Annotated in this window: 18 protein-coding genes, 1 tRNA gene and 1 pseudogene; 8 read left to right on the forward strand and 12 right to left on the reverse strand. The window is 62.5% G+C overall.

Going from position 1 to position 16,771, the window contains the following annotated elements; genetic code table 11:
* Nucleotides 1-14: 14 nt before the first annotated feature.
* Nucleotides 15-1,541 carry a sodium/proline symporter PutP gene (gene putP / locus DBR16_RS12990; RefSeq protein ID WP_109261654.1) on the reverse strand — a complete coding sequence of 509 codons (1,527 nt, stop codon included), beginning with the start codon at nucleotides 1,539-1,541 and terminating at the stop codon, nucleotides 15-17.
* 270 nt (nucleotides 1,542-1,811) lie between these two features.
* On the opposite strand from putP, the gene DBR16_RS12995 reads away from it, so the two are divergent.
* On the forward strand, nucleotides 1,812-2,657 hold the full coding sequence (locus DBR16_RS12995) for an SDR family oxidoreductase (RefSeq protein ID WP_109261655.1): 846 nt from the start codon (nucleotides 1,812-1,814) through the stop codon (nucleotides 2,655-2,657).
* On the opposite strand, the gene DBR16_RS13000 is transcribed toward DBR16_RS12995, so the two are convergent.
* From DBR16_RS13000 to DBR16_RS13010, 3 genes and pseudogenes are all read right to left on the reverse strand, one after another.
* A complete protein-coding gene (locus DBR16_RS13000) occupies nucleotides 2,654-3,154 on the reverse strand; it encodes an MgtC/SapB family protein (RefSeq protein ID WP_109261656.1) in 501 nt (166 codons plus the stop codon). The genes DBR16_RS12995 and DBR16_RS13000 overlap by 4 nt on opposite strands.
* Before the next feature lie 367 nt (nucleotides 3,155-3,521).
* Nucleotides 3,522-3,653: pseudogene (locus DBR16_RS14235) on the reverse strand (IS6 family transposase); the annotation flags it as partial.
* Between the two features lie 69 nt (nucleotides 3,654-3,722).
* Complete coding sequence (locus tag DBR16_RS13010; protein ID WP_109261657.1) at nucleotides 3,723-4,937, reverse strand: fumarylacetoacetate hydrolase family protein; 1,215 nt, start codon at nucleotides 4,935-4,937, stop codon at nucleotides 3,723-3,725.
* A gap of 68 nt (nucleotides 4,938-5,005) precedes the next feature.
* Between DBR16_RS13010 and DBR16_RS13015 the strand changes: the two genes are divergently transcribed.
* Both DBR16_RS13015 and DBR16_RS13020 read left to right on the forward strand, forming a co-directional pair.
* Nucleotides 5,006-5,659, forward strand: a complete 654-nt coding sequence (locus DBR16_RS13015; protein WP_109261658.1) for a TetR/AcrR family transcriptional regulator — start codon at nucleotides 5,006-5,008, stop codon at nucleotides 5,657-5,659.
* 71 nt (nucleotides 5,660-5,730) lie between these two features.
* Nucleotides 5,731-5,922: a hypothetical protein gene (locus DBR16_RS13020; RefSeq protein WP_109261659.1), complete on the forward strand. Its 192-nt coding sequence runs from the start codon at nucleotides 5,731-5,733 to the stop codon at nucleotides 5,920-5,922.
* Between the two features lie 152 nt (nucleotides 5,923-6,074).
* On the opposite strand, the gene DBR16_RS13025 is transcribed toward DBR16_RS13020, so the two are convergent.
* The 6 genes from DBR16_RS13025 to hemC form a co-directional block, all read right to left on the reverse strand.
* A tRNA-Thr gene (locus DBR16_RS13025) sits at nucleotides 6,075-6,150 on the reverse strand.
* Between the two features lie 61 nt (nucleotides 6,151-6,211).
* Nucleotides 6,212-6,871, reverse strand: coding sequence for a uridine kinase (gene udk / locus DBR16_RS13030; RefSeq protein ID WP_109261660.1), 660 nt, complete (start codon nucleotides 6,869-6,871; stop codon nucleotides 6,212-6,214).
* Nucleotides 6,868-8,307, reverse strand: coding sequence for a heme biosynthesis protein HemY (locus DBR16_RS13035; RefSeq protein WP_109261661.1), 1,440 nt, complete (start codon nucleotides 8,305-8,307; stop codon nucleotides 6,868-6,870). Before DBR16_RS13035 ends, udk begins: the two co-directional genes overlap by 4 nt.
* A complete protein-coding gene (locus DBR16_RS13040) occupies nucleotides 8,304-9,557 on the reverse strand; it encodes a COG4223 family protein (RefSeq protein ID WP_125184570.1) in 1,254 nt (417 codons plus the stop codon). Before DBR16_RS13040 ends, DBR16_RS13035 begins: the two co-directional genes overlap by 4 nt.
* Nucleotides 9,558-9,613: 56 nt before the next feature.
* Nucleotides 9,614-10,324: a uroporphyrinogen-III synthase gene (locus DBR16_RS13045; RefSeq protein WP_109261663.1), complete on the reverse strand. Its 711-nt coding sequence runs from the start codon at nucleotides 10,322-10,324 to the stop codon at nucleotides 9,614-9,616.
* Nucleotides 10,321-11,262, reverse strand: a complete 942-nt coding sequence (gene hemC, locus DBR16_RS13050) for a hydroxymethylbilane synthase (RefSeq protein WP_109261664.1) — start codon at nucleotides 11,260-11,262, stop codon at nucleotides 10,321-10,323. Before hemC ends, DBR16_RS13045 begins: the two co-directional genes overlap by 4 nt.
* A 37-nt stretch (nucleotides 11,263-11,299) precedes the next feature.
* Here hemC and tsaD point away from each other — a divergent pair, with 37 nt between their 5' ends.
* From tsaD to DBR16_RS13070, 4 genes are read left to right on the forward strand one after another with little or no spacing between them, the layout of a single operon-like run.
* A complete protein-coding gene (tsaD, locus tag DBR16_RS13055) occupies nucleotides 11,300-12,430 on the forward strand; it encodes a tRNA (adenosine(37)-N6)-threonylcarbamoyltransferase complex transferase subunit TsaD (protein ID WP_109261665.1) in 1,131 nt (376 codons plus the stop codon).
* A complete protein-coding gene (locus DBR16_RS13060) occupies nucleotides 12,427-13,428 on the forward strand; it encodes an NAD(P)H-dependent glycerol-3-phosphate dehydrogenase (RefSeq protein ID WP_109261666.1) in 1,002 nt (333 codons plus the stop codon). Before tsaD ends, DBR16_RS13060 begins: the two co-directional genes overlap by 4 nt.
* A complete protein-coding gene (locus DBR16_RS13065) occupies nucleotides 13,429-13,719 on the forward strand; it encodes a YciI family protein (RefSeq protein ID WP_109261667.1) in 291 nt (96 codons plus the stop codon).
* A 35-nt stretch (nucleotides 13,720-13,754) separates the two neighbouring features.
* On the forward strand, nucleotides 13,755-14,048 hold the full coding sequence (locus tag DBR16_RS13070) for a Rieske (2Fe-2S) protein (protein ID WP_161539511.1): 294 nt from the start codon (nucleotides 13,755-13,757) through the stop codon (nucleotides 14,046-14,048).
* Nucleotides 14,049-14,071: 23 nt separating this feature from the next.
* On the opposite strand, the gene DBR16_RS13075 is transcribed toward DBR16_RS13070, so the two are convergent.
* On the reverse strand, nucleotides 14,072-14,815 hold the full coding sequence (locus tag DBR16_RS13075) for a creatininase family protein (RefSeq protein ID WP_109261669.1): 744 nt from the start codon (nucleotides 14,813-14,815) through the stop codon (nucleotides 14,072-14,074).
* 176 nt (nucleotides 14,816-14,991) lie between these two features.
* Here DBR16_RS13075 and DBR16_RS13080 point away from each other — a divergent pair, with 176 nt between their 5' ends.
* On the forward strand, nucleotides 14,992-15,786 hold the full coding sequence (locus DBR16_RS13080) for a class I SAM-dependent methyltransferase (protein WP_109261670.1): 795 nt from the start codon (nucleotides 14,992-14,994) through the stop codon (nucleotides 15,784-15,786).
* A 132-nt stretch (nucleotides 15,787-15,918) separates the two neighbouring features.
* On the opposite strand, the gene DBR16_RS13085 is transcribed toward DBR16_RS13080, so the two are convergent.
* Nucleotides 15,919-16,689, reverse strand: coding sequence for a DUF3800 domain-containing protein (locus DBR16_RS13085; RefSeq protein WP_109261671.1), 771 nt, complete (start codon nucleotides 16,687-16,689; stop codon nucleotides 15,919-15,921).
* Nucleotides 16,690-16,771: the final 82 nt, after the last annotated feature.

Raw genomic sequence — 16,771 nt, forward strand, 5'->3', positions numbered from 1 at the left:
TTCCCCGCTGCCGGTCAGGCCGTGTTATTCATTTCGGTTTCCACATCATCATGCATGTCTTCTACCGATTGTTTCGGACGCGGAGACAGCAGGCTGAAAACCACGATGGCGATGAAGCAGAAAATGAAACCCGGCACGATGGAGTAGAGCACGCTGCCAAGCGGCACGCGCCCGGCCTCGCCGGCCAGCACCGGCACATAGGTCCAGATCAGCACGGTCGCAGCGCCCGTAATCATGCCGGCCAGCGCGCCCCAGCGGGTCATCCGCTTCCAGAACAGCGAAAGGATGACGATGGGTCCGAACGCCGCTCCGAAACCGGCCCAGGCATTTGACACCAGCGTCAATACATTGCTGTCCGGATTCCAGGCCAGTGCAATCGCGACCAGTGCGACGGCGACCACAGCCATCCGTCCCACCATGACCAGCTCTTTCTGGCTCGCCGTCTTGCGCAGGAATATCTTGTAGAAATCCTCTGTCAGGGAGCTCGAGGACACCAGAAGCTGCGAGGATATCGTCGACATGATGGCCGCCAGAATCGCTGCCAGCAGGAAGCCGCCGATAAACGGATTGAACAGGATCTGGGACAATACGATGAAGATCGTCTCTCCATCAAACGCGCCATCGACCAGATAATTCTCGGGAATTCCGTTCTGCGTCACCCAGGCCAGCCCGACCAGGCCGGTGGCCAGCGCGCCCACAATCGTGACCAGCATCCAGCTCATGCCGATATTACGGGCCGCCGGAATATCATTCACAGACCGGATCGCCATGAAGCGGACGATAATGTGGGGCTGGCCGAAATAGCCGAGCCCCCAGCTCATGGCCGAGATGATACCCACAATCCCCACCCCGCCGAACAGGTCGAGCAGCGACGGATCAATCTCGTTCAGCGTCGAGCTGACACCGTCAAATCCGCCGAGTCCGGTCAGCGCCACGACCGGCACCATGATCAGTGCGATGAACATGATGATTCCCTGCACGAAGTCGGTCATGGAGACCGCCATGAAGCCGCCCAGAAGCGTGTACAGCACCACCACACCGGCGGTGGCGAACAGGCCGAGTGAATAGGGCAGGCCGAAGGCGGAATCGAACAATTTGCCGCCGGCCACAACGCCGGACGAGGTATAAAGCGTGAAGAACAGGACAATCACGATGGAGGAAATCACGCGTAACAGGCGGGTATTGTCCTCGAACCGTTTCTCGAAATAGTCGGGTATGGTAATCGCATCGTGCGCGGTCTCGGTATAGACGCGCAGGCGCGGGGCCACGATCAGGTAATTCGCAAGCGCCCCCAGCAGCAGGCCGATGGCAATCCACGCCGCCGACAGGCCGGAGACAAACATCGCGCCCGGCAGGCCCAGAAGCATCCAGCCAGACATGTCCGAAGCGCCGGCGGAGAGTGACGTCACCGCCGGTCCGAGCTTGCGTCCGCCCAGAAGATAACCGGAGGAATCGCTGGTCGACTCCTTGAAACCGTAAAGGCCGATGCCGATCATTATGATAAAATAGGCCGCAAGCGATACGCCGGTACCGAAATCCATTTTGTCCGTCCCGTCTTGTCTTCTTGTCTGCGTGCAGGCGCGGATTGCCGCACAGGAGTTCAGCAACAAAAGCAACCAGGGCGGTCAGGCTGAACGGCAGACATAAGGAAAAGTGAGCCTTGTGGAACATTTGCGGCAGGCAAGGTCAAGGCAGAGGCTGGGATTGGCCGGGAATTCGAATGGCGTCCAGCGCCACAATTCGTCCGCTAACCCGGCAACGTTACTGGAAGCACTTGCCGGAGCGTTCAACACTCAAAAGGAGGTGTACACATGTCAGAACGGCCACCCCAACATCAGGACGGGCAACCAGGCATTGAACACAGACTTGAGCCGGCCCCCGATTTTGAGCCGCGTTTTCCCGGATCAGGGCGCCTGAAAGACAAGGTTGCCATCATTACCGGCGGCGATAGCGGCATCGGCCGCGCCTGCGCCATTCTGTTTGCGCGCGAGGGCGCCCGGCTTTGCCTCGTTTATCGTGACGAGGAGCAAGACGCCCGCACGACACGCGAGCTGGTAGAAAGGGAAGGCGGTGAAGCCCTGTTGATTTCAGGCGATGTCTCGAAACCGGACTTTTGCCTGAAAGCGGTGGAGGAAACGGTCAATCGCTTCGGGCGGCTCGACATATTGATCAACAACGCTGCCGAACAGCATCCTTCAGACCATTTCGAGACGATTTCCGCCGGACAGCTGCACGCCACCTTCGCGACCAACATGTTCGGCTACTTCTTTATGGCGCAGGAAGCGATGAAGCAGATGTCACCGGGCGCGGCCATCGTGAACACCACCTCTGTGACAGCGTATCGCGGAAGTCACCATCTGATTGATTACGCCTCGACCAAGGGCGCGATAACCGCGTTCACGCGATCACTGGCACAATATGGCGCGAAAAAGGGAATCCGGGTGAATGGTGTGGCACCCGGGCCGATATGGACGCCTCTGATTGCGGCCACTTTCCCGGCTGACAGGGTCGCGGACTTTGGCAGCGATCAGCCCATGGGCCGCGCCGGCCAGCCGAATGAAGTGGCCTCATCCCATCTCTTCCTCGCTTGCGAGGATTCCTCCTATATGACCGGGCAGGTACTCCATCCCAATGGCGGAGAAATTGTGGGCGGTTAGTCATCCCGCCGGCGCTTCCAGTGCCGGGCAAGGGCGGCGATGGCCATCTTCAGCCCCTCCATCACCACCAGCACCAGCAAGGCCATGCCTGTGACTGCGTAGGCCAGCCAGTATAATCCCATTCCTGTGGCCAGACCGGCGGCCCCGGCCAGCCAGAGACTGGCCCCCGTTGTTAGCCCGCGAACATCACCCCGGTTCACAATGATTGTCCCGGCAGCAAGAAAGGCGACCCCGGCGGTCAGCGCCTCGACCACACGGACAGGATCAATACCCAGCGAATCATTGCCGGGATCGACGCTGGCAACAATCTCGAAAGTCAGGAGGGTGAACAGGGCAGAGGCCAGCGCCACGAGCATATGGGTCCGCAGCCCCGCCGGCCGGTGGTGCAGCTCCCGGTCCAGACCGATCAGACCCCCGCACAGAAGGGCGGCCAGCAGCCGCGACAGGGCGGCGGTGGCGCCAACATCCGTTTGATCCAGACCGAGTGAATTGAGCATGTCCTGCAAGGAAACGTCTCCGTCAACCGCGCAGATGGATGGGTAAAAGGAACGTCTGCCATTGTCGACCGTTCCTCAAGCGAAGAGAAGACATCGCAATGCGGAACTGACTTTCGGCGCGTTCAGCAATTCACTGCCGGGCTTGAATTTTGGATGCGTTTGAAGCCTCTGGAATCCTTTTTAATCCCTGGGCCGGCTCATGCGCTACTGATTGACCGGTGGCTCCAGCGCGCGGTTATGGGCGGCTGAGGTCTGGGCTGTATGCCGGAAATTTCCCCAAAAATGGACTCTGGCCCCAAGAATTGCCGCTCATTCACCTGTTTGCCCCATTGGCGACGAGTAGCGTAGCGTCTTCATTTTCGTTTGCGGACATAACGATACCGCGCTCGTGCAACAGAACTTCCACCTTCCGTAGCGACAGAGGGAACCGGACATACATCATCCCCACCAAGCGGATCACTTCAGGTGATGTTTTGAAGTCGCGAAATGGGTTCTTCATCCAGGCATTTTTGCGGCCAATCCGCTAACGACAAGTTTCCTCTGACAAAGCCCCGAAACGGGTACAGCGTCAGTCAATCACCTCGATTGCAATGTCTCCTAGGTCGTTCGATGCATGGCGCACGATGTCGCCGGGTTGCAGATAATGCCGGCCGGCAAGCTCGTTGGCTATGAAGGTCTGGCGGGCCGTATCCAGCGCCGAACGCCTCGAGAGTGGGCCACCCTGTAGAACATACGCCATACCGGCTTCGATGATGTCGGCACGCGTCGGCGGGGTGAAGATCGTGCCTTCGCTCGTGCCCGACATCAGCGTTGCATCCTGAGGAATCGCGACGTCGGGCATTAACCTCGTGTAGCGCCCCGCATAGAGGAAGCGCGGCATGGACATGTCATCCAGAGCCTTGCCCGCCAGTGCCCGGAAATCGAGTGTCATTTCGCGGCCGCGGGCATCTTGACGCGGCTCGCCGTTCACTGAGGTGGTCATGCGGATGTTCGCCACGAATGTTCTCCAGTCGCGCGGGACGACGATGAACGGCCCGGTCGGGAAGAAATCGGGGCCGCTCTTGGCATCGCTGAAGCCGCGCCCGGAATCGAGATTGTCGGGATCGGCAAGATTGATGAGCGCGTTGCGGTTGGTGAAGTCGCCGCATAGGAAAAACGCCTTCATCGCCGCGTCGAAATCCGCGAGGCTACGCACCGGACGGTCGAAGCGGAGGCAGATCTCGACCTCGTAATCGAGCAGCATCCCCGGCTGGGCGCGCACCGTCGTCCGTGCCGGTGTGGCGGTGCCGAACTTGGGGAATTGGAACACCGTCCCGCTATTCGCCTCAAGCGCATGCTCGGGAAAATTGGTGCCCGTTCCGATATGCTGAGCCCCTCGGGGCGCGGCGGGCAGTAGATCGCCGATCTGCAATGTTATGCGGGGCAGGCTAAGCAGACCTTCGGAACTAAGACGATCACGATCAATCCCGGCCAGCGCCACGAGCGGATCCTCCTCGTCGCGCGCGCCCAACTCTGCAAGGTCGATACCTGTCACCCGCTCGCCTTCGCGGGCGAGCACCAGCAGTGTGCGGATTCGGTCGTCGCTGGCGCGAAATTGCGCAAGCGTCACCGCCTCTTCGAGCGGCACGACACGCTGGACGAGCGGCGTCTCTTCGAAGCTTGCCGGATTGAAACGTAGATCCGGCGCGCTCGCCCAAGCCGCGAAGACACTTGCGACCCCCACGGCCAGCATTGCCGCCGCCACTTGCCACCCTCGTCTTGCCAGGCCGCGTATTGACGCCATGGGACTGCTCCATTTTCTATTATTCATAAAATATTGACACGCATTATAAATATATTCAAGCTCGTTCCATGTCACGACGCGAAGAAGCTAAGGAGTTCAATCGGGCCCGTATCCGCGCCGCGGCGGAAGACATCATTCGCCGCGATGGCATCGCGCAGCTGAGCATGCGCCGTCTTGCCGAGCAGGCCGATGTGAGCTTGCGCACACCCTACAACCTGTTTGGCTCGAAGGCCGACGTCCTGATCGCGCTGCTTGATGAAGCCGAGTGCCAGCTTTCCCCGCTGGCCGACATGTATCCCGCGAGTTCCGCGATCGCGCGGTTGCTCGGGACCCTGGCCGGGATCGAAACATTCTTCGCTCATGACGAGGAATATTTCCGAGGCATCTACGCCGCGATCATGACCTCAGACCATCATGGCGCGCGCGAGGCAGGGGTCGGGCGAACCATCACCACCGCGCAGCAAATGGTCGCCCGCGCCGCCGCCCAGGGCGAGCTGCGCGCCGATACGGACACTGCCGCGCTCGGTCGCTATTGCGGGATTGCGCTGCTCGCGGTGCTCGGCATGTGGGGTTCGGGTTTTCTCAGCATCAGTCAGTGCATTGCGCAAACCCGGCGGACTTGGCTTGCCGCACTGCTACACCACGCGAGCGAACAGACCCGTGCCGGGCTGCTGGACGCCTATTACGAAACCTGCGGAAAGGGCGATGCCAATGACCGATAAGCTGGTGGTCTCAGCGTGCCGGTAATTCGGGGATTTAGGCGGCAAGTTGCCGCCATTCGGCGAGCGCGGCGGTGCGGTTCTCCCTTGCGGGGCATCAGCCTGTAATCGGCGCAACATTGACGGTTTATCCCGATGATGGCGAGTTCCTGCTGACAGCGCCGCAGGATGCTCGTGACGAAGCAGAAATCGGCGTTCTGATAGTCCGCGGGACGTGCGACTTCGTCTGGTCAGAAGCTGATGAGACAGGCAGCGCCGAGCGCTGATTCACGAGCGCTACTTCTGAATTCCCCGGAAATCGTTTGTCTATGCGGCTGGACGGCCGATTTGCCCTTCATGCGCCCTACTAGACCGCACATGCACAATCTTCGGACGGCTTGGATCGTGCTGATATTTGGTATGAAAATCAATGCCTTGGTGGTGCCGCATGGGTGACTCGAACACCCGACCTACGCATTACGAATGCGTTGCTCTACCAGCTGAGCTAATGCGGCCCTCGAAATGAGGCGGCGGAACCTAACCGCGAAAGGGTGAATCCGCAATATCCCAAATGCGCTACTTCCGGGCCTCCAGCAAGTCCCGGATTTTCGCGGCGGCCGGGGCCGCCAGGCGGTCAAATGAGGGAGATAGAGCTTCCAGCTCCGGACTCGCCGCGGCCGCGTCATTATTGGCCACCATGTCAGCAATGGCTTTCCCGGGTTCCGTGTGGGCCTGATGCATGGGGCGAACGGTCCGCAGATATTGCGTCACCACCGATTCCACGCTGCGGCCGCGCTCGCGCACATCGCGCAACAGGCGGCGGGCAAGCCGGATATCGGCCGGTGCGTCAACAAAGATTGAAAAATCATAGAGCTCGCGCAGTTTCGGGTCGGCGAGCACATGTATGCCCTCGACGATGATCACATCCGCCGGCTTGATCTCGCGGGTCTGGCCCAGCCGCCTGTGGGTCAGGAAATCATAGAGCGGCGCATGCACCGGCTTTCCGGCTTTCAGCTTGCGCAAATGCTCGGCCATCAGGTCATGGTCATGCGCCGTCACATCATCGAAATTGAACCGCAGCGGATCAAAGCCCGGCTCGTCCGCGTGATCGCCATAATATTCATCCTCGCCGATCAGGCGGACATCATAGGGGGCCAGATGCCGGCGGAGGGCTTCGGCAAAAGTCGACTTGCCGGAAGCCGACCCGCCGGTGACCGCGACGATCAGGGGAATCATGCCCCTTCCTCATCAATGCCCGGATCATCGGGCGGACGGGGGGCGGCATAGAATTCGGGCACAGCACTGGCCTTCCTGGCCGGTTTCGGCGCTTCCAGCAGTGCATTTTCCGGCACCGCTCCGGCGGCAATCTCGAAGCGCTCATAGCGCGGATGGGTCATGCGGCCTTCATCGCCATAGGCATACACCATCCGCTTCCAGTCTTCCGGGGAGTAGGAAAAGGCGCGGCCTTCTCCGTCAATATCCGACCAGTCCGCTTCTCCGGGTGCGTGCGAGGCGCGGGTCATCCAGCGCCGGGCCGCCGCATCGTCATCTTCCTGCCGGGCCAGCCGCGACGCCAGCGCGCACAGCCGCGCGGACGGCGTTCCCATGTTCAAAAGCGGATCCAGAACGGCGCGCGCCGCCTCGGCCTGAGAGGCATCCAGCGCTGCTTCGGCCAGCAGCAGCTTTGATTCGCGGTGCTCGGGACGTGTCGCGGCCAGCAGGCGCAGCCGTTCGGCCCGCTTCGCCCTTGTGTCGGATTTGCGCAGATCACCCAGCGCTCTCGCCAGGGCCGGGTGAGGATCGGTTGACCAGGCCGCCTTGATCAGTTCTTCCGCGCGCTTGTGCCGGCGAGCCGGGGCGAGCAGGCGAGCTGCGAGGACAACAGCAGGGGCAAAGCCCGGGGCGGCCGATACGGCCTTCTCGGCCAGTGATCGCGCTGTCTCCGGCTCACTGGCTTCATATTCGAGGGCCCGGGCGGTCAGCAGAACGGCACGTCGGCGGCGGGCACGGTCCACCGGAATACGGCGGCGTTTCTCACCTTCATTCAGCGCGTCCAGCGCGGCCGCCCAGTCGCCTTGCGCGACTTGCGCGTCAAACAGGGCGTCGAACGCCCAGCTGGCTGATCTTGATTGGTCAAATGCGGCCTTGGCATAGGCTGCGGCCTCGGAATGCGCGCCGCGCTCATGGGCGATCTGGGCCAGTCCACGCTGGGCCACCAGTTTCGATTTCGGGTCCTCCAGCATGGCCTCATAATGCGCCTCGGCTCCGGGAAGATTGCCGGCCGCTTCGGCGGCACGGGCTGCCAGCAGGCGCGACAGGGCGGGGCGGTCCAGCAAGGCATCTGCGCGCGCCGCCTGACGGACGGCGATCTCGCCTTCACCGGCGGCAGCGGCGATCAACGCGTTTTCCAGCGCATCGAAGCCTTTTTCCTTGCGGCGGCGGACATTGAACTGACGGAATTTGTCGGGCGCAGTCCAGAGGCCAAGGATCAGCCGCCAGACGACAAGAATGGCGAAGGTCGCAATCAGGAACAGGCCGATGGCGAGGGCAAACGGCATCTGCCCTTCAATCCCGAGGAACTGAAAGCTGACCGAGCCGGGGTTGAGCGTCAGGAAAACACTCAGCGCTGAGGCCATGATGACGACAATGACAACAAGGATGAGACGGATCATGTCGGGTCGGCCTCCGCCTCGGCCGCCAATGCGGCCCGCAATTCATCCAGCGCGGCATCGATCGCCAGGCGTGCGCGCGCCTGCACCAGCCAGCCCTGTGCCGCCTCGAGCGCCGGGCCTTCCAGCTGCTCGGTCAGCAGCACAGCGCCTGCCAGGTCCGCGCGGTCAAGGCGTTCACTTGCCAGCGCAACGCGCGCCAGAGGGCCGGTCTCGCCGCCCGAAGACGGGCGCACTTCAATCAGGCCGAAAAAGACCCGGTTGGTCCCGATGGCATCTTCCATCTCCTGCCGGGGATATGTGTTCGCAAGAGTCTCGCGATCCGGCACGCCGGACCGGGCATGAACAGCCAGCGCGTCCAGCGCAGCCGGGCCGGGCCAGAGCCGCGCCAGCGCTGCGCGTTCCGCCTCGAAGGACTGCCCGCTCCGCGCCGCCTCGATCACGGCCACCAGCGCCAGCGACCGTGCTGCGAGCTGCCGGTCGGATGTTTCGCCATCCGCGCGGCGTTCCGCACGCTCTGCCAGCCGGTTTTCAAGCGCTTCGATGCGCCCGGTCAATCCGGTCAGATCCGCAGCTGGTATGGCTTCCAGAGCCGAAATCCGGGACTCCAGCGGCGCGATATCAGCCTGAACCGGTATTTCGATGGCTTCCAGCGCGGCCAGACGGGTCTCGATGGGTGAGAGGTCAATCACATCAGCGGAAGAAGACGCCGTCTCGAGCGCCGACAGCCGCGCATCCAGCTCCGTCAGGACGGCCGGGTCAACGCCGCCGCTCAAGGCGCCAAGCTGGTCCAGTGCCTGATGGGCCAGCGCCGCATTCTGTTCCACCGCCGTTTCCAGCGCGGCCAGACGATTGGTCAGGGCCGGATCGGCGGCACCGGCAGAAGCCGCGGCTTCAAGCGCATCCAGCCGGGCCTCGATGGCGGTCAGGTCGATGGCATCGGGTTCCGGCGCGGATTCCAGGGCTGAAAGACGGGCTTCCAGCCCGGACGCATCAAACACGGCTGGCCCGGGCGCGGATTCCAGTTCGGAAAGACGCGCCTCCAGCCCGTTGATGCCGGCCGGTTCGGCGCTCGTGCGGTCCAGCGTCCAGGCAATCCAGCCGCCCAGCCCGCCGCCCGCCAGCGCGGCGATCAGGAAGGTCAGGAAATAACCGCCAATACCGCCGGGCTTTCGCTTGGCGGCGGTTTGCGGCGCATCATCGGCCGGTTCAAACTCGGCATCGACGGGTTCGGGTTCAGTCGGATCACTCATATCCATCCAGCCGGTGGCTGATTCGCCTTAATGAAATCATGCTGACGCCTGTCATTCTATCCGTCAAAACCGATCCGTCCCAGCATATCCGCTTCATCGGGCGTTTCCGCCACTTTCACCGCGGCCCAGTCCGACCGCACCAGACCGCTGGCCGCCGCCTCGCTGATCGTGACCGCGATCACCGTGTTGAGATAGTCGGTCAGATCCGCGTCTTCCACCAAAGCCGTGAATGCGATCGCGGCCCGTGGCGAATGAAACAGGGCCACCGCCAGTTCCCGCTGGCGAATCACCTGCGCCGCTTTGGGGGGCAGCACGGTTTCGGCAACCGCTTCATAGATGACCGCTTCATCAACCTCGAAGCCCCGCGCCTGCAAGGCGCCGGCAATATCGCCCGCCGCATGCGCGCCACGCAGATGCAGCAGGCGATGGCGCCCCGGCACCAGCCGGGCTTCACACAGGGCAATCAGATCATTCGCATCCCCGCCGGCCGACCTGACTTTGGAAAACCCGGCCTCCAGAGCGGCCCTTGCGGTCGCGTCCCCGACGCAGAATGCGGGCAGATCGGTCTCGCTGCGGCCGGAGAGCCAGGCGCGCACGCCATTCGGGCTCGTAAACAGCAGCGCGCTGATCCGGCTGAGACCGGCTTCGATCTCGTCGGCAAATTCAATCCGCAACAGGGGCGCAATCACCGGGTCTGCGCCGCGCCGCCTGACCTGTTCGGCGGTTCTCGTTGCACCGGGTTCGGAGCGGGTGATCAGGACTTTCATGATGACGCAATCACATGTGCCAGCCTGTCGCCGCCCGCGCGCCGGATGGCCTCGCCGAGCTCACGGCCGAGATCGCCGGCATCGGCCATCGGGCCTTCGCGCTGATCCTGCCAGCGTTCGCTGCCATCCGGCAGCAAGGCCTCGCCCCGGATAACCAGCCGGTCACCTTCAAGCACGGCATGGGCGGCCAGCGGCGTGCGGCAGGAGCCATCCAGTGCTTTCAGGAAAGCCCGCTCGGCCTGCAGGGCCAGCGCGCTGGGCAGATGATTGAGTGGCGCAACAGCGCGCGCCGCATCGGCATCATCGGCGCGGATGACCAGCCCGATGGCGGCCTGTCCCGCTGCGGGAAGCATGGTGTCCAGGCCACAGGGCGCAAACCCGCCCTCTGCCCGGCCCAGGCGTATCAGCCCGGCACGGGCCAGAAATGTGGCATCAACCTCACCGGAGCGGACCTTGCCGAGCCGCGTATCCACATTCCCGCGCAAGGTGACGACGTCCAGGTCCGGACGCACGGCCAGCGCCTGAGCCTGCCGCCGCAAGCTGGCCGTGCCCAGCCGGGCGCCCTGCGGCAAATCGGAAAGCTGCGCACTGCCGTCAGCGGTCAACAGCACATCGCGTGGATCCTCACGCTCCAGAATGGCGGCCAGAACCAGCCCGTGCGGCAATTCGGTGGGGACATCCTTCATCGAATGTACGGCAATCGCCGCCGTCCCCGACAGCAACGCCTCGTCGATTTCCTTGGTGAACAGGCCTTTTCCGCCGGCTTCGATCAGCCTGCGGTCCGTCAGCCGGTCACCGGTGGAAACCAGGCCGTAGACGGGGAAATCATCCGGCGGGGAATCAAACACCGCCAGAAGGGCATCCCGGACCAGATGCGCCTGGGCCAGCGCCAGAGGGGATTTTCGCGTTGCGAGCGGCAGGGGGTGGCGCAAAGGCACGTTGCTTTTTCCTGTTCAGGCAGAGTATCGAACCTGCATGGACTTAGACTCCTCTTCACCGCTCGCGCAAGACAAGGCCCTCACTGTTCTGGGTCTGGAATCCAGTTGCGATGAAACCGCTGCCGCGATTGTCCGGCTCGAGACGGATGGCCGGGCCAGTGTACTGGCCGAAAAAGTACGCGGCCAGAATGAGGCCCATGCCCCTTATGGCGGCGTGGTTCCCGAGATTGCCGCCCGCGCCCATGCCGAGGTCATTGATGGTCTGGTGAAGGACGTTCTGGACGAATCCGGCCTCACCCTCGCAGAGCTTGACGGGATCGCCGCCACGGCCGGTCCGGGACTGATTGGCGGTCTGATGGCCGCCTTGATGACGGCAAAAGGCCTCGCGCTGGGGTCCGGCAAGCCGCTCCTCGCCGTCAATCACCTCGAAGGTCACGCCCTCTCCCCGCGCCTGTCCGCGCCGCTCGCCTTCCCCTATCTCCTGTTACTGGTGTCCGGCGGGCATACCCAATTGGTGACGGTCGAGGGGGTGGGGCGCTATCACCGCCTCGGCTCGACCCTGGATGATGCGGCCGGCGAAGCCTTCGACAAGACCGCCAAGGTGATGGGGCTGGGATTTCCCGGCGGCCCGGCGCTGGAAAAAATGGCGGCGGCCGGCAATCCGGACCGGTTTGAATTGCCGACGCCCCTCGGACATCGTCCGGGATTCGACTTTTCCTTTGCCGGCCTGAAGACGGCGGCGCGTCAGATCTGGGAAAGGCTGGAGAATCCGACAGATGCTGACAAGGCGGACCTGGCGGCCGGCATGCAGCGCCAGATCGCGCGCGCCCTCGCCAATCGTGCCTCTAATGCCATGAAGTATTTCATGGAGACATATCCTGACATACACGAATATGCGTTCGTCGTCGCTGGCGGCGTGGCCGCGAACCGGACCGTCCGCACGGCGCTGGAGGCCGTGGCGGAAACGCAGGGTTTCCGGCTGATCGCCCCGCCCATGAAATGGTGTACGGACAATGCAGCCATGATCGCGCTGGCAGGAGCCGAACGGCTGCGCCTGGGTCAGACAGATGAATTGTCCGCACCCGCGCGCGCGCGCTGGCCATTGGACGCGCGATCAGCGAAGCTGGAGCCGGCGATTGGATCAGGCCGGAAAGGACCCAAGGCATGAGCGATTATCAATCCATCGGTGTGATCGGTGCCGGTGCCTGGGGGACGGCGCTGGCCCAGACCGCGGCGATCGCCGGACGGGACGTCACCCTCTGGGCGCATGAAGACGCAGTCGCTGACACCATCAACAATGATCACGTCAATTCCGCCTATTTGCCGGACGTCGCGCTCCACGCCCGCATACGGGCGACCGCTGATCTGGCGGATCTGGGAAGCTGCGGAGCCATTCTGGCTGTCGCGCCCGCGCAGCATTTGCGGGGCGTTCTGAAACAGTTCGCGCCTTATGCCACTGAAGCCTTGCCGATTCTGCTTTGTGCCAAGGGCATCGAACAATCCTCCCTGAAACTGATGACGGAAGTGCTCGCCGAGGAAATTCCATCGGCCATACCGGCCGTATTGTCAGGTCCCAGCTTCGCCATCGATGTGGCCAGGGGACTGCCCACAGCCGTCACGCTCGCCACCAGCTACAAATCGCTGGGTCATGCCCTCATGGAAGCGATCGGGACGCCGCGCTTCCGCCCCTATTGGTCCGGCGATCTGATCGGCGCCGAGATCGGCGGAGCCGTCAAGAATGTGCTCGCCATCGCTTGCGGCATTGTTGAAGGCCGTGAACTGGGCAAATCGGCCCATGCGGCGCTGATCTCCCGCGGATTTGCTGAAATGACGCGGCTGGCCGTGGCCATGGGGGCCGAACGCGAAACCCTGTCCGGCCTGTGCGGGCTGGGGGATCTGGTCCTGACCTGCTCTTCCCCGCAATCACGCAACATGTCCTGCGGCATGGCGCTGGGGCGGGGCGAAACACTGGAAAGCGTCCTCTCGGTCAGGAAGGCGGTCACCGAGGGCGTCACCTCGGCCCCGGCGATTGTGGCTCTGGCAGAAAAACACGGTGTGGACATGCCGATCTGCGAGGCCATGAATGCGATACTGGCGGGCAAAGTCAGCGTCGATGACGCCGTGGAACAGCTCCTGTCCCGGCCCTTTACCGTCGAGGGGGACTAGATGGCTTATGTCATACGCGCCATTGACCGGCCGGGCGCGCTCGATATCCGGACGGCCAACCGTCAGGCTCATATCGCGTTTCTGAAGGCGGCAGGTGACCGGCTCTTGCTGGCCGGCCCCCTGCTTTCCGAAGCTGGAGAGATGGCCGGCAGCCTGCTTGTGGTCGACATGGACAGCCCTGCTGACGTTGCCAGCTGGCTGGCGGACGACCCTTATTCCGCAGCCGGACTCTTTGAGGCGGTCGAGATTACGGCCTTCAAACCCGTCATCACCAGCTTCAAGTCAGACTGATGGATTTGCCGCCGCCCGGAACACCGCTTGGACAGTTGAGCCACCTGCCTGATCCGGGCGGGCGTGAAGCGGACTGGGACGGTGCGCCATTATTTCTGGTGCGCAAGGGCCGGGATGTGCGCTGCTATGTGAATATCTGTCCGCATGCCGGCCGCGCTCTGTCCCTGCCCGACGGCCGGGTTTTTGTGCACAAGGGTGACCACATCATCTGCCCGGTTCACGGCGCGACTTTCGCCCTTTTGTCCGGCGCCTGCACCGGTGGTCCGGCAGGGGATCCGCTCACGGCGATTCCGGTCCGGATCGAGGCAGACGATATCTTTGCTGCCTGATCGAAGCGGCGCCGCTCTTTCTTTTAGTCGTTGGCCCGGAAGAAAGCGGTCGCTTCCGTGATCAGCGAATCCCGTGCGGCCAGGGTTATGGTTTTGCCCTTTTCCGGTGTCGCCTGCGACGGGTCAGATCCAATGCGGCCGTCCGGGAAGGTCTTCCGGTAATCATCTGCATCCGCAAAATCACCGTCCGGCGCGATTTTCGGCGTCATCTCCACCTTTTTGACAGAGTCCGGATATCCGTAATAGGTCACTGCCACTTCCGAGGCGGTGGCATGCGAACCGTCTCCAACCGGGAAAATGTCACGGCAGACTTTCATCACGCCCGGCAAATCCCACCAGTTGCGGCTCTGAATCCGGTAGGGGCAGGCCTCACCTGCCAGCGACCAGTTGGAATAGCTCTCGGCGATCGCCGCCTGGATGGTCGGTATATTGCCGCCATGCCCGTTGAGAAAATAAATCCGCTCGAAACCGTGCCGGACCAGGCTGTCAATCCAGTCCTGGAGCGCGGCAATCATGGTCGAGGGCCGCAGCGTAAGGGTTCCCGCAAAGCCCATATGGTGTTGCGCAATCCCGACATTGAAGGTCGGCGCGATCAGTAGGTCAGACGCCTGGCTGGCTTCATGCGCGATGATTTCCGGACACAGCGCATCGGTTCCCAGAAGCCCGTTGGGGCCATGTTGCTCGGTGGATCCGATCGGGATGATGATCCCCCGAGAATGCTCCAGATAGGCTTCGATTTCCTGCCAGGTGGATTGGTGCAACAACATGGCGATCCCTCTTCATTCAGCTGGATGAAGGGCTACGCCTCGCATCGGCCATTGGCAAGCATTGCGCGTCAGTCGCCGGAACACACGCCCCGTGTTCACGAAACTGTGCACGCCGACCGGCTTGTGATTACCGGAAATCCGGAGAGGATGAGGTCAGCAACTTACCGGGGGCATTCATGAGAATTGCAGCGACATTGATATCACTACTGGGCCTGGCGGCATGTTCGGCCGCCGAACCACCTTCCACAGTATCCGCGGCGCCGGTTGAGCTCGCCTCCCACATTGTCACGGCGGTCAATGATTCCGCTCGCCCCGAAGCCGATATGCAACGCGATGCCGGCCGCCACCCGGCCGAAATCCTGACATTTGCGGGGGTACAGCCCGGCTGGCGCGTGGCCGATCTGGGCGCAGGCAGCGGCTATTATTCGCGCATCCTGTCCGGTGCCGTGGGCATGGACGGAGAGGTGATTTCCGAGAATATGGACTGGATTGTCGAGCGTTTCCCGAGCGCCGACGAGGCCATCGCCGCCCTGGCCGAAGAGCGTGACAATGTCACCCGGCTGGTTTCCCCGGTGCCCTCGATTCTCGACGGCTATGACAATGAGCTGGATGCCGCTTTCATGATGCTGATCTATCATGACCAGGCGTGGGTGCAGGAAGGCTTCGAAGCCCCGACTCGTGAAGACCGGATCGCCATGAACCGCTCCATATTCAACGCCTTGCGTCCCGGCGGCGTCTATCTTGTTGTCGACCATCGGGCCGAAGACGGTACAGGTGACAGCGTGATTGGTGACTATCATCGCATCGACGAGGCCTTCGTTCGTGAAGAGATCGAGGCTGTGGGCTTCGAGCTGGCCGGCGAATCCGGCATTCTCTCCAACCCGGACGATACGCGGACGATTTCGGTCTTCGATCCGTCCATTCGCGGCAATACCGACCGCTTTGTACTGCTCTACCGGAAACCGCTTTGATCGCACGCCGCAGAATGCTATAATTGATCGGCGAACTGGGTCAGACCGTCAGGTCAGACACGGTTAGGCAATGATCGGGCGGCCGTCGCTATGCAGATGCGCCGCCCGTTCGCATATCTGACGCCCGGTTTTTCAGACATTCTCGACGATAAAGACGCCATCGGCATTGACGCCCGGCCCCTTGATGACAATGGGTTCGAGGGCTTTCAGAAACCGATCATCCCCCTTGTTTGCCTTAACTGCCATGGATGGTCTTTCCTTCTGGAAGACGGCATAGGCACAAAGATCAGCCGCCTGGATCAGCAGGCTCCGCCGCGAATCCTGGTGCTGGGGCAGTTCGATGACATGTTTCAGCGGCTTGTTGTGTATCCGGGTTTTCCTCCGGAACCAGCCATAGGTTTCGGTGACCGGCCGTTCCCGGCGCAAGGCCCGGACGAGCTTGTCGAGCTGGGCGCTCTGTGTGCGGTCGGCGACAACAAATCCCTGGACGCCGGCATCGCGCCCGCGCCCGCCGGAACGGGCCAGAAATCCGTCGAAATGTCCGAGCTGCGCCGACCATCCCGCCCGGAAGACATCGGTCTCCGGCGGCAAATTCTTCTTGCGGACGGCGGTCAGGATAACGCGCACGGATTTGAGGCTGGCAATGCCTTTCAGCGCGGCCTCGATCAGCGCCACCCGCCGCGCGGCATCCCCCGGCCCCTTGCGCATGATCATGGAGCCCCGCAATTCATCGCTGGCCTTGAGTCCGTACTGGGCCCCCAGCTCCCGGCGCAGATCGATCATTGCCTGTTCGATCTCGGTCCATTTTCCTGAAGGCGCAATCAGTCCGGCCAGCACGAAAGCCGGGCTCGATCCCGGTTCCCGGCCGGTATCCCCGGACTCATCAACATACATCAGATACATGCAGCGCTACCCCTCGGGCCTCGATATATGGTTAACACATGTCATCATGGTGACGGAAGCTGGCTCGCCTCTCGCGGGAAGG

It is taken from the genome of Hyphobacterium indicum, assembly GCF_003129605.1.
Taxonomy (GTDB): domain Bacteria; phylum Pseudomonadota; class Alphaproteobacteria; order Caulobacterales; family Maricaulaceae; genus Hyphobacterium; species Hyphobacterium indicum.

What these genes read in the sequence shown, in the direction of transcription:
- DBR16_RS13000 (WP_109261656.1), bottom strand. Translation starts at nt 3,154, where the DNA reads ATGCTCAATTCACTCGGTCTGGATCAAACGGATGTTGGCGCCACCGCC.
- DBR16_RS13035 (WP_109261661.1), bottom strand. Translation starts at nt 8,307, where the DNA reads ATGATCCGTCTCATCCTTGTTGTCATTGTCGTCATCATGGCCTCAGCG.
- DBR16_RS13045 (WP_109261663.1), bottom strand. Translation starts at nt 10,324, where the DNA reads ATGAAAGTCCTGATCACCCGCTCCGAACCCGGTGCAACGAGAACCGCC.
- udk (WP_109261660.1), bottom strand. Translation starts at nt 6,871, where the DNA reads ATGATTCCCCTGATCGTCGCGGTCACCGGCGGGTCGGCTTCCGGCAAG.
- DBR16_RS12995 (WP_109261655.1), top strand. Translation starts at nt 1,812, where the DNA reads ATGTCAGAACGGCCACCCCAACATCAGGACGGGCAACCAGGCATTGAA.
- tsaD (WP_109261665.1), top strand. Translation starts at nt 11,300, where the DNA reads ATGGACTTAGACTCCTCTTCACCGCTCGCGCAAGACAAGGCCCTCACT.
- DBR16_RS13015 (WP_109261658.1), top strand. Translation starts at nt 5,006, where the DNA reads ATGTCACGACGCGAAGAAGCTAAGGAGTTCAATCGGGCCCGTATCCGC.
- DBR16_RS13080 (WP_109261670.1), top strand. Translation starts at nt 14,992, where the DNA reads ATGAGAATTGCAGCGACATTGATATCACTACTGGGCCTGGCGGCATGT.
- DBR16_RS13040 (WP_125184570.1), bottom strand. Translation starts at nt 9,557, where the DNA reads ATGAGTGATCCGACTGAACCCGAACCCGTCGATGCCGAGTTTGAACCG.
- DBR16_RS13010 (WP_109261657.1), bottom strand. Translation starts at nt 4,937, where the DNA reads ATGGCGTCAATACGCGGCCTGGCAAGACGAGGGTGGCAAGTGGCGGCG.
- DBR16_RS13085 (WP_109261671.1), bottom strand. Translation starts at nt 16,689, where the DNA reads ATGTATCTGATGTATGTTGATGAGTCCGGGGATACCGGCCGGGAACCG.
- DBR16_RS13075 (WP_109261669.1), bottom strand. Translation starts at nt 14,815, where the DNA reads ATGTTGTTGCACCAATCCACCTGGCAGGAAATCGAAGCCTATCTGGAG.
- putP (WP_109261654.1), bottom strand. Translation starts at nt 1,541, where the DNA reads ATGGATTTCGGTACCGGCGTATCGCTTGCGGCCTATTTTATCATAATG.
- DBR16_RS13065 (WP_109261667.1), top strand. Translation starts at nt 13,429, where the DNA reads ATGGCTTATGTCATACGCGCCATTGACCGGCCGGGCGCGCTCGATATC.
- DBR16_RS13060 (WP_109261666.1), top strand. Translation starts at nt 12,427, where the DNA reads ATGAGCGATTATCAATCCATCGGTGTGATCGGTGCCGGTGCCTGGGGG.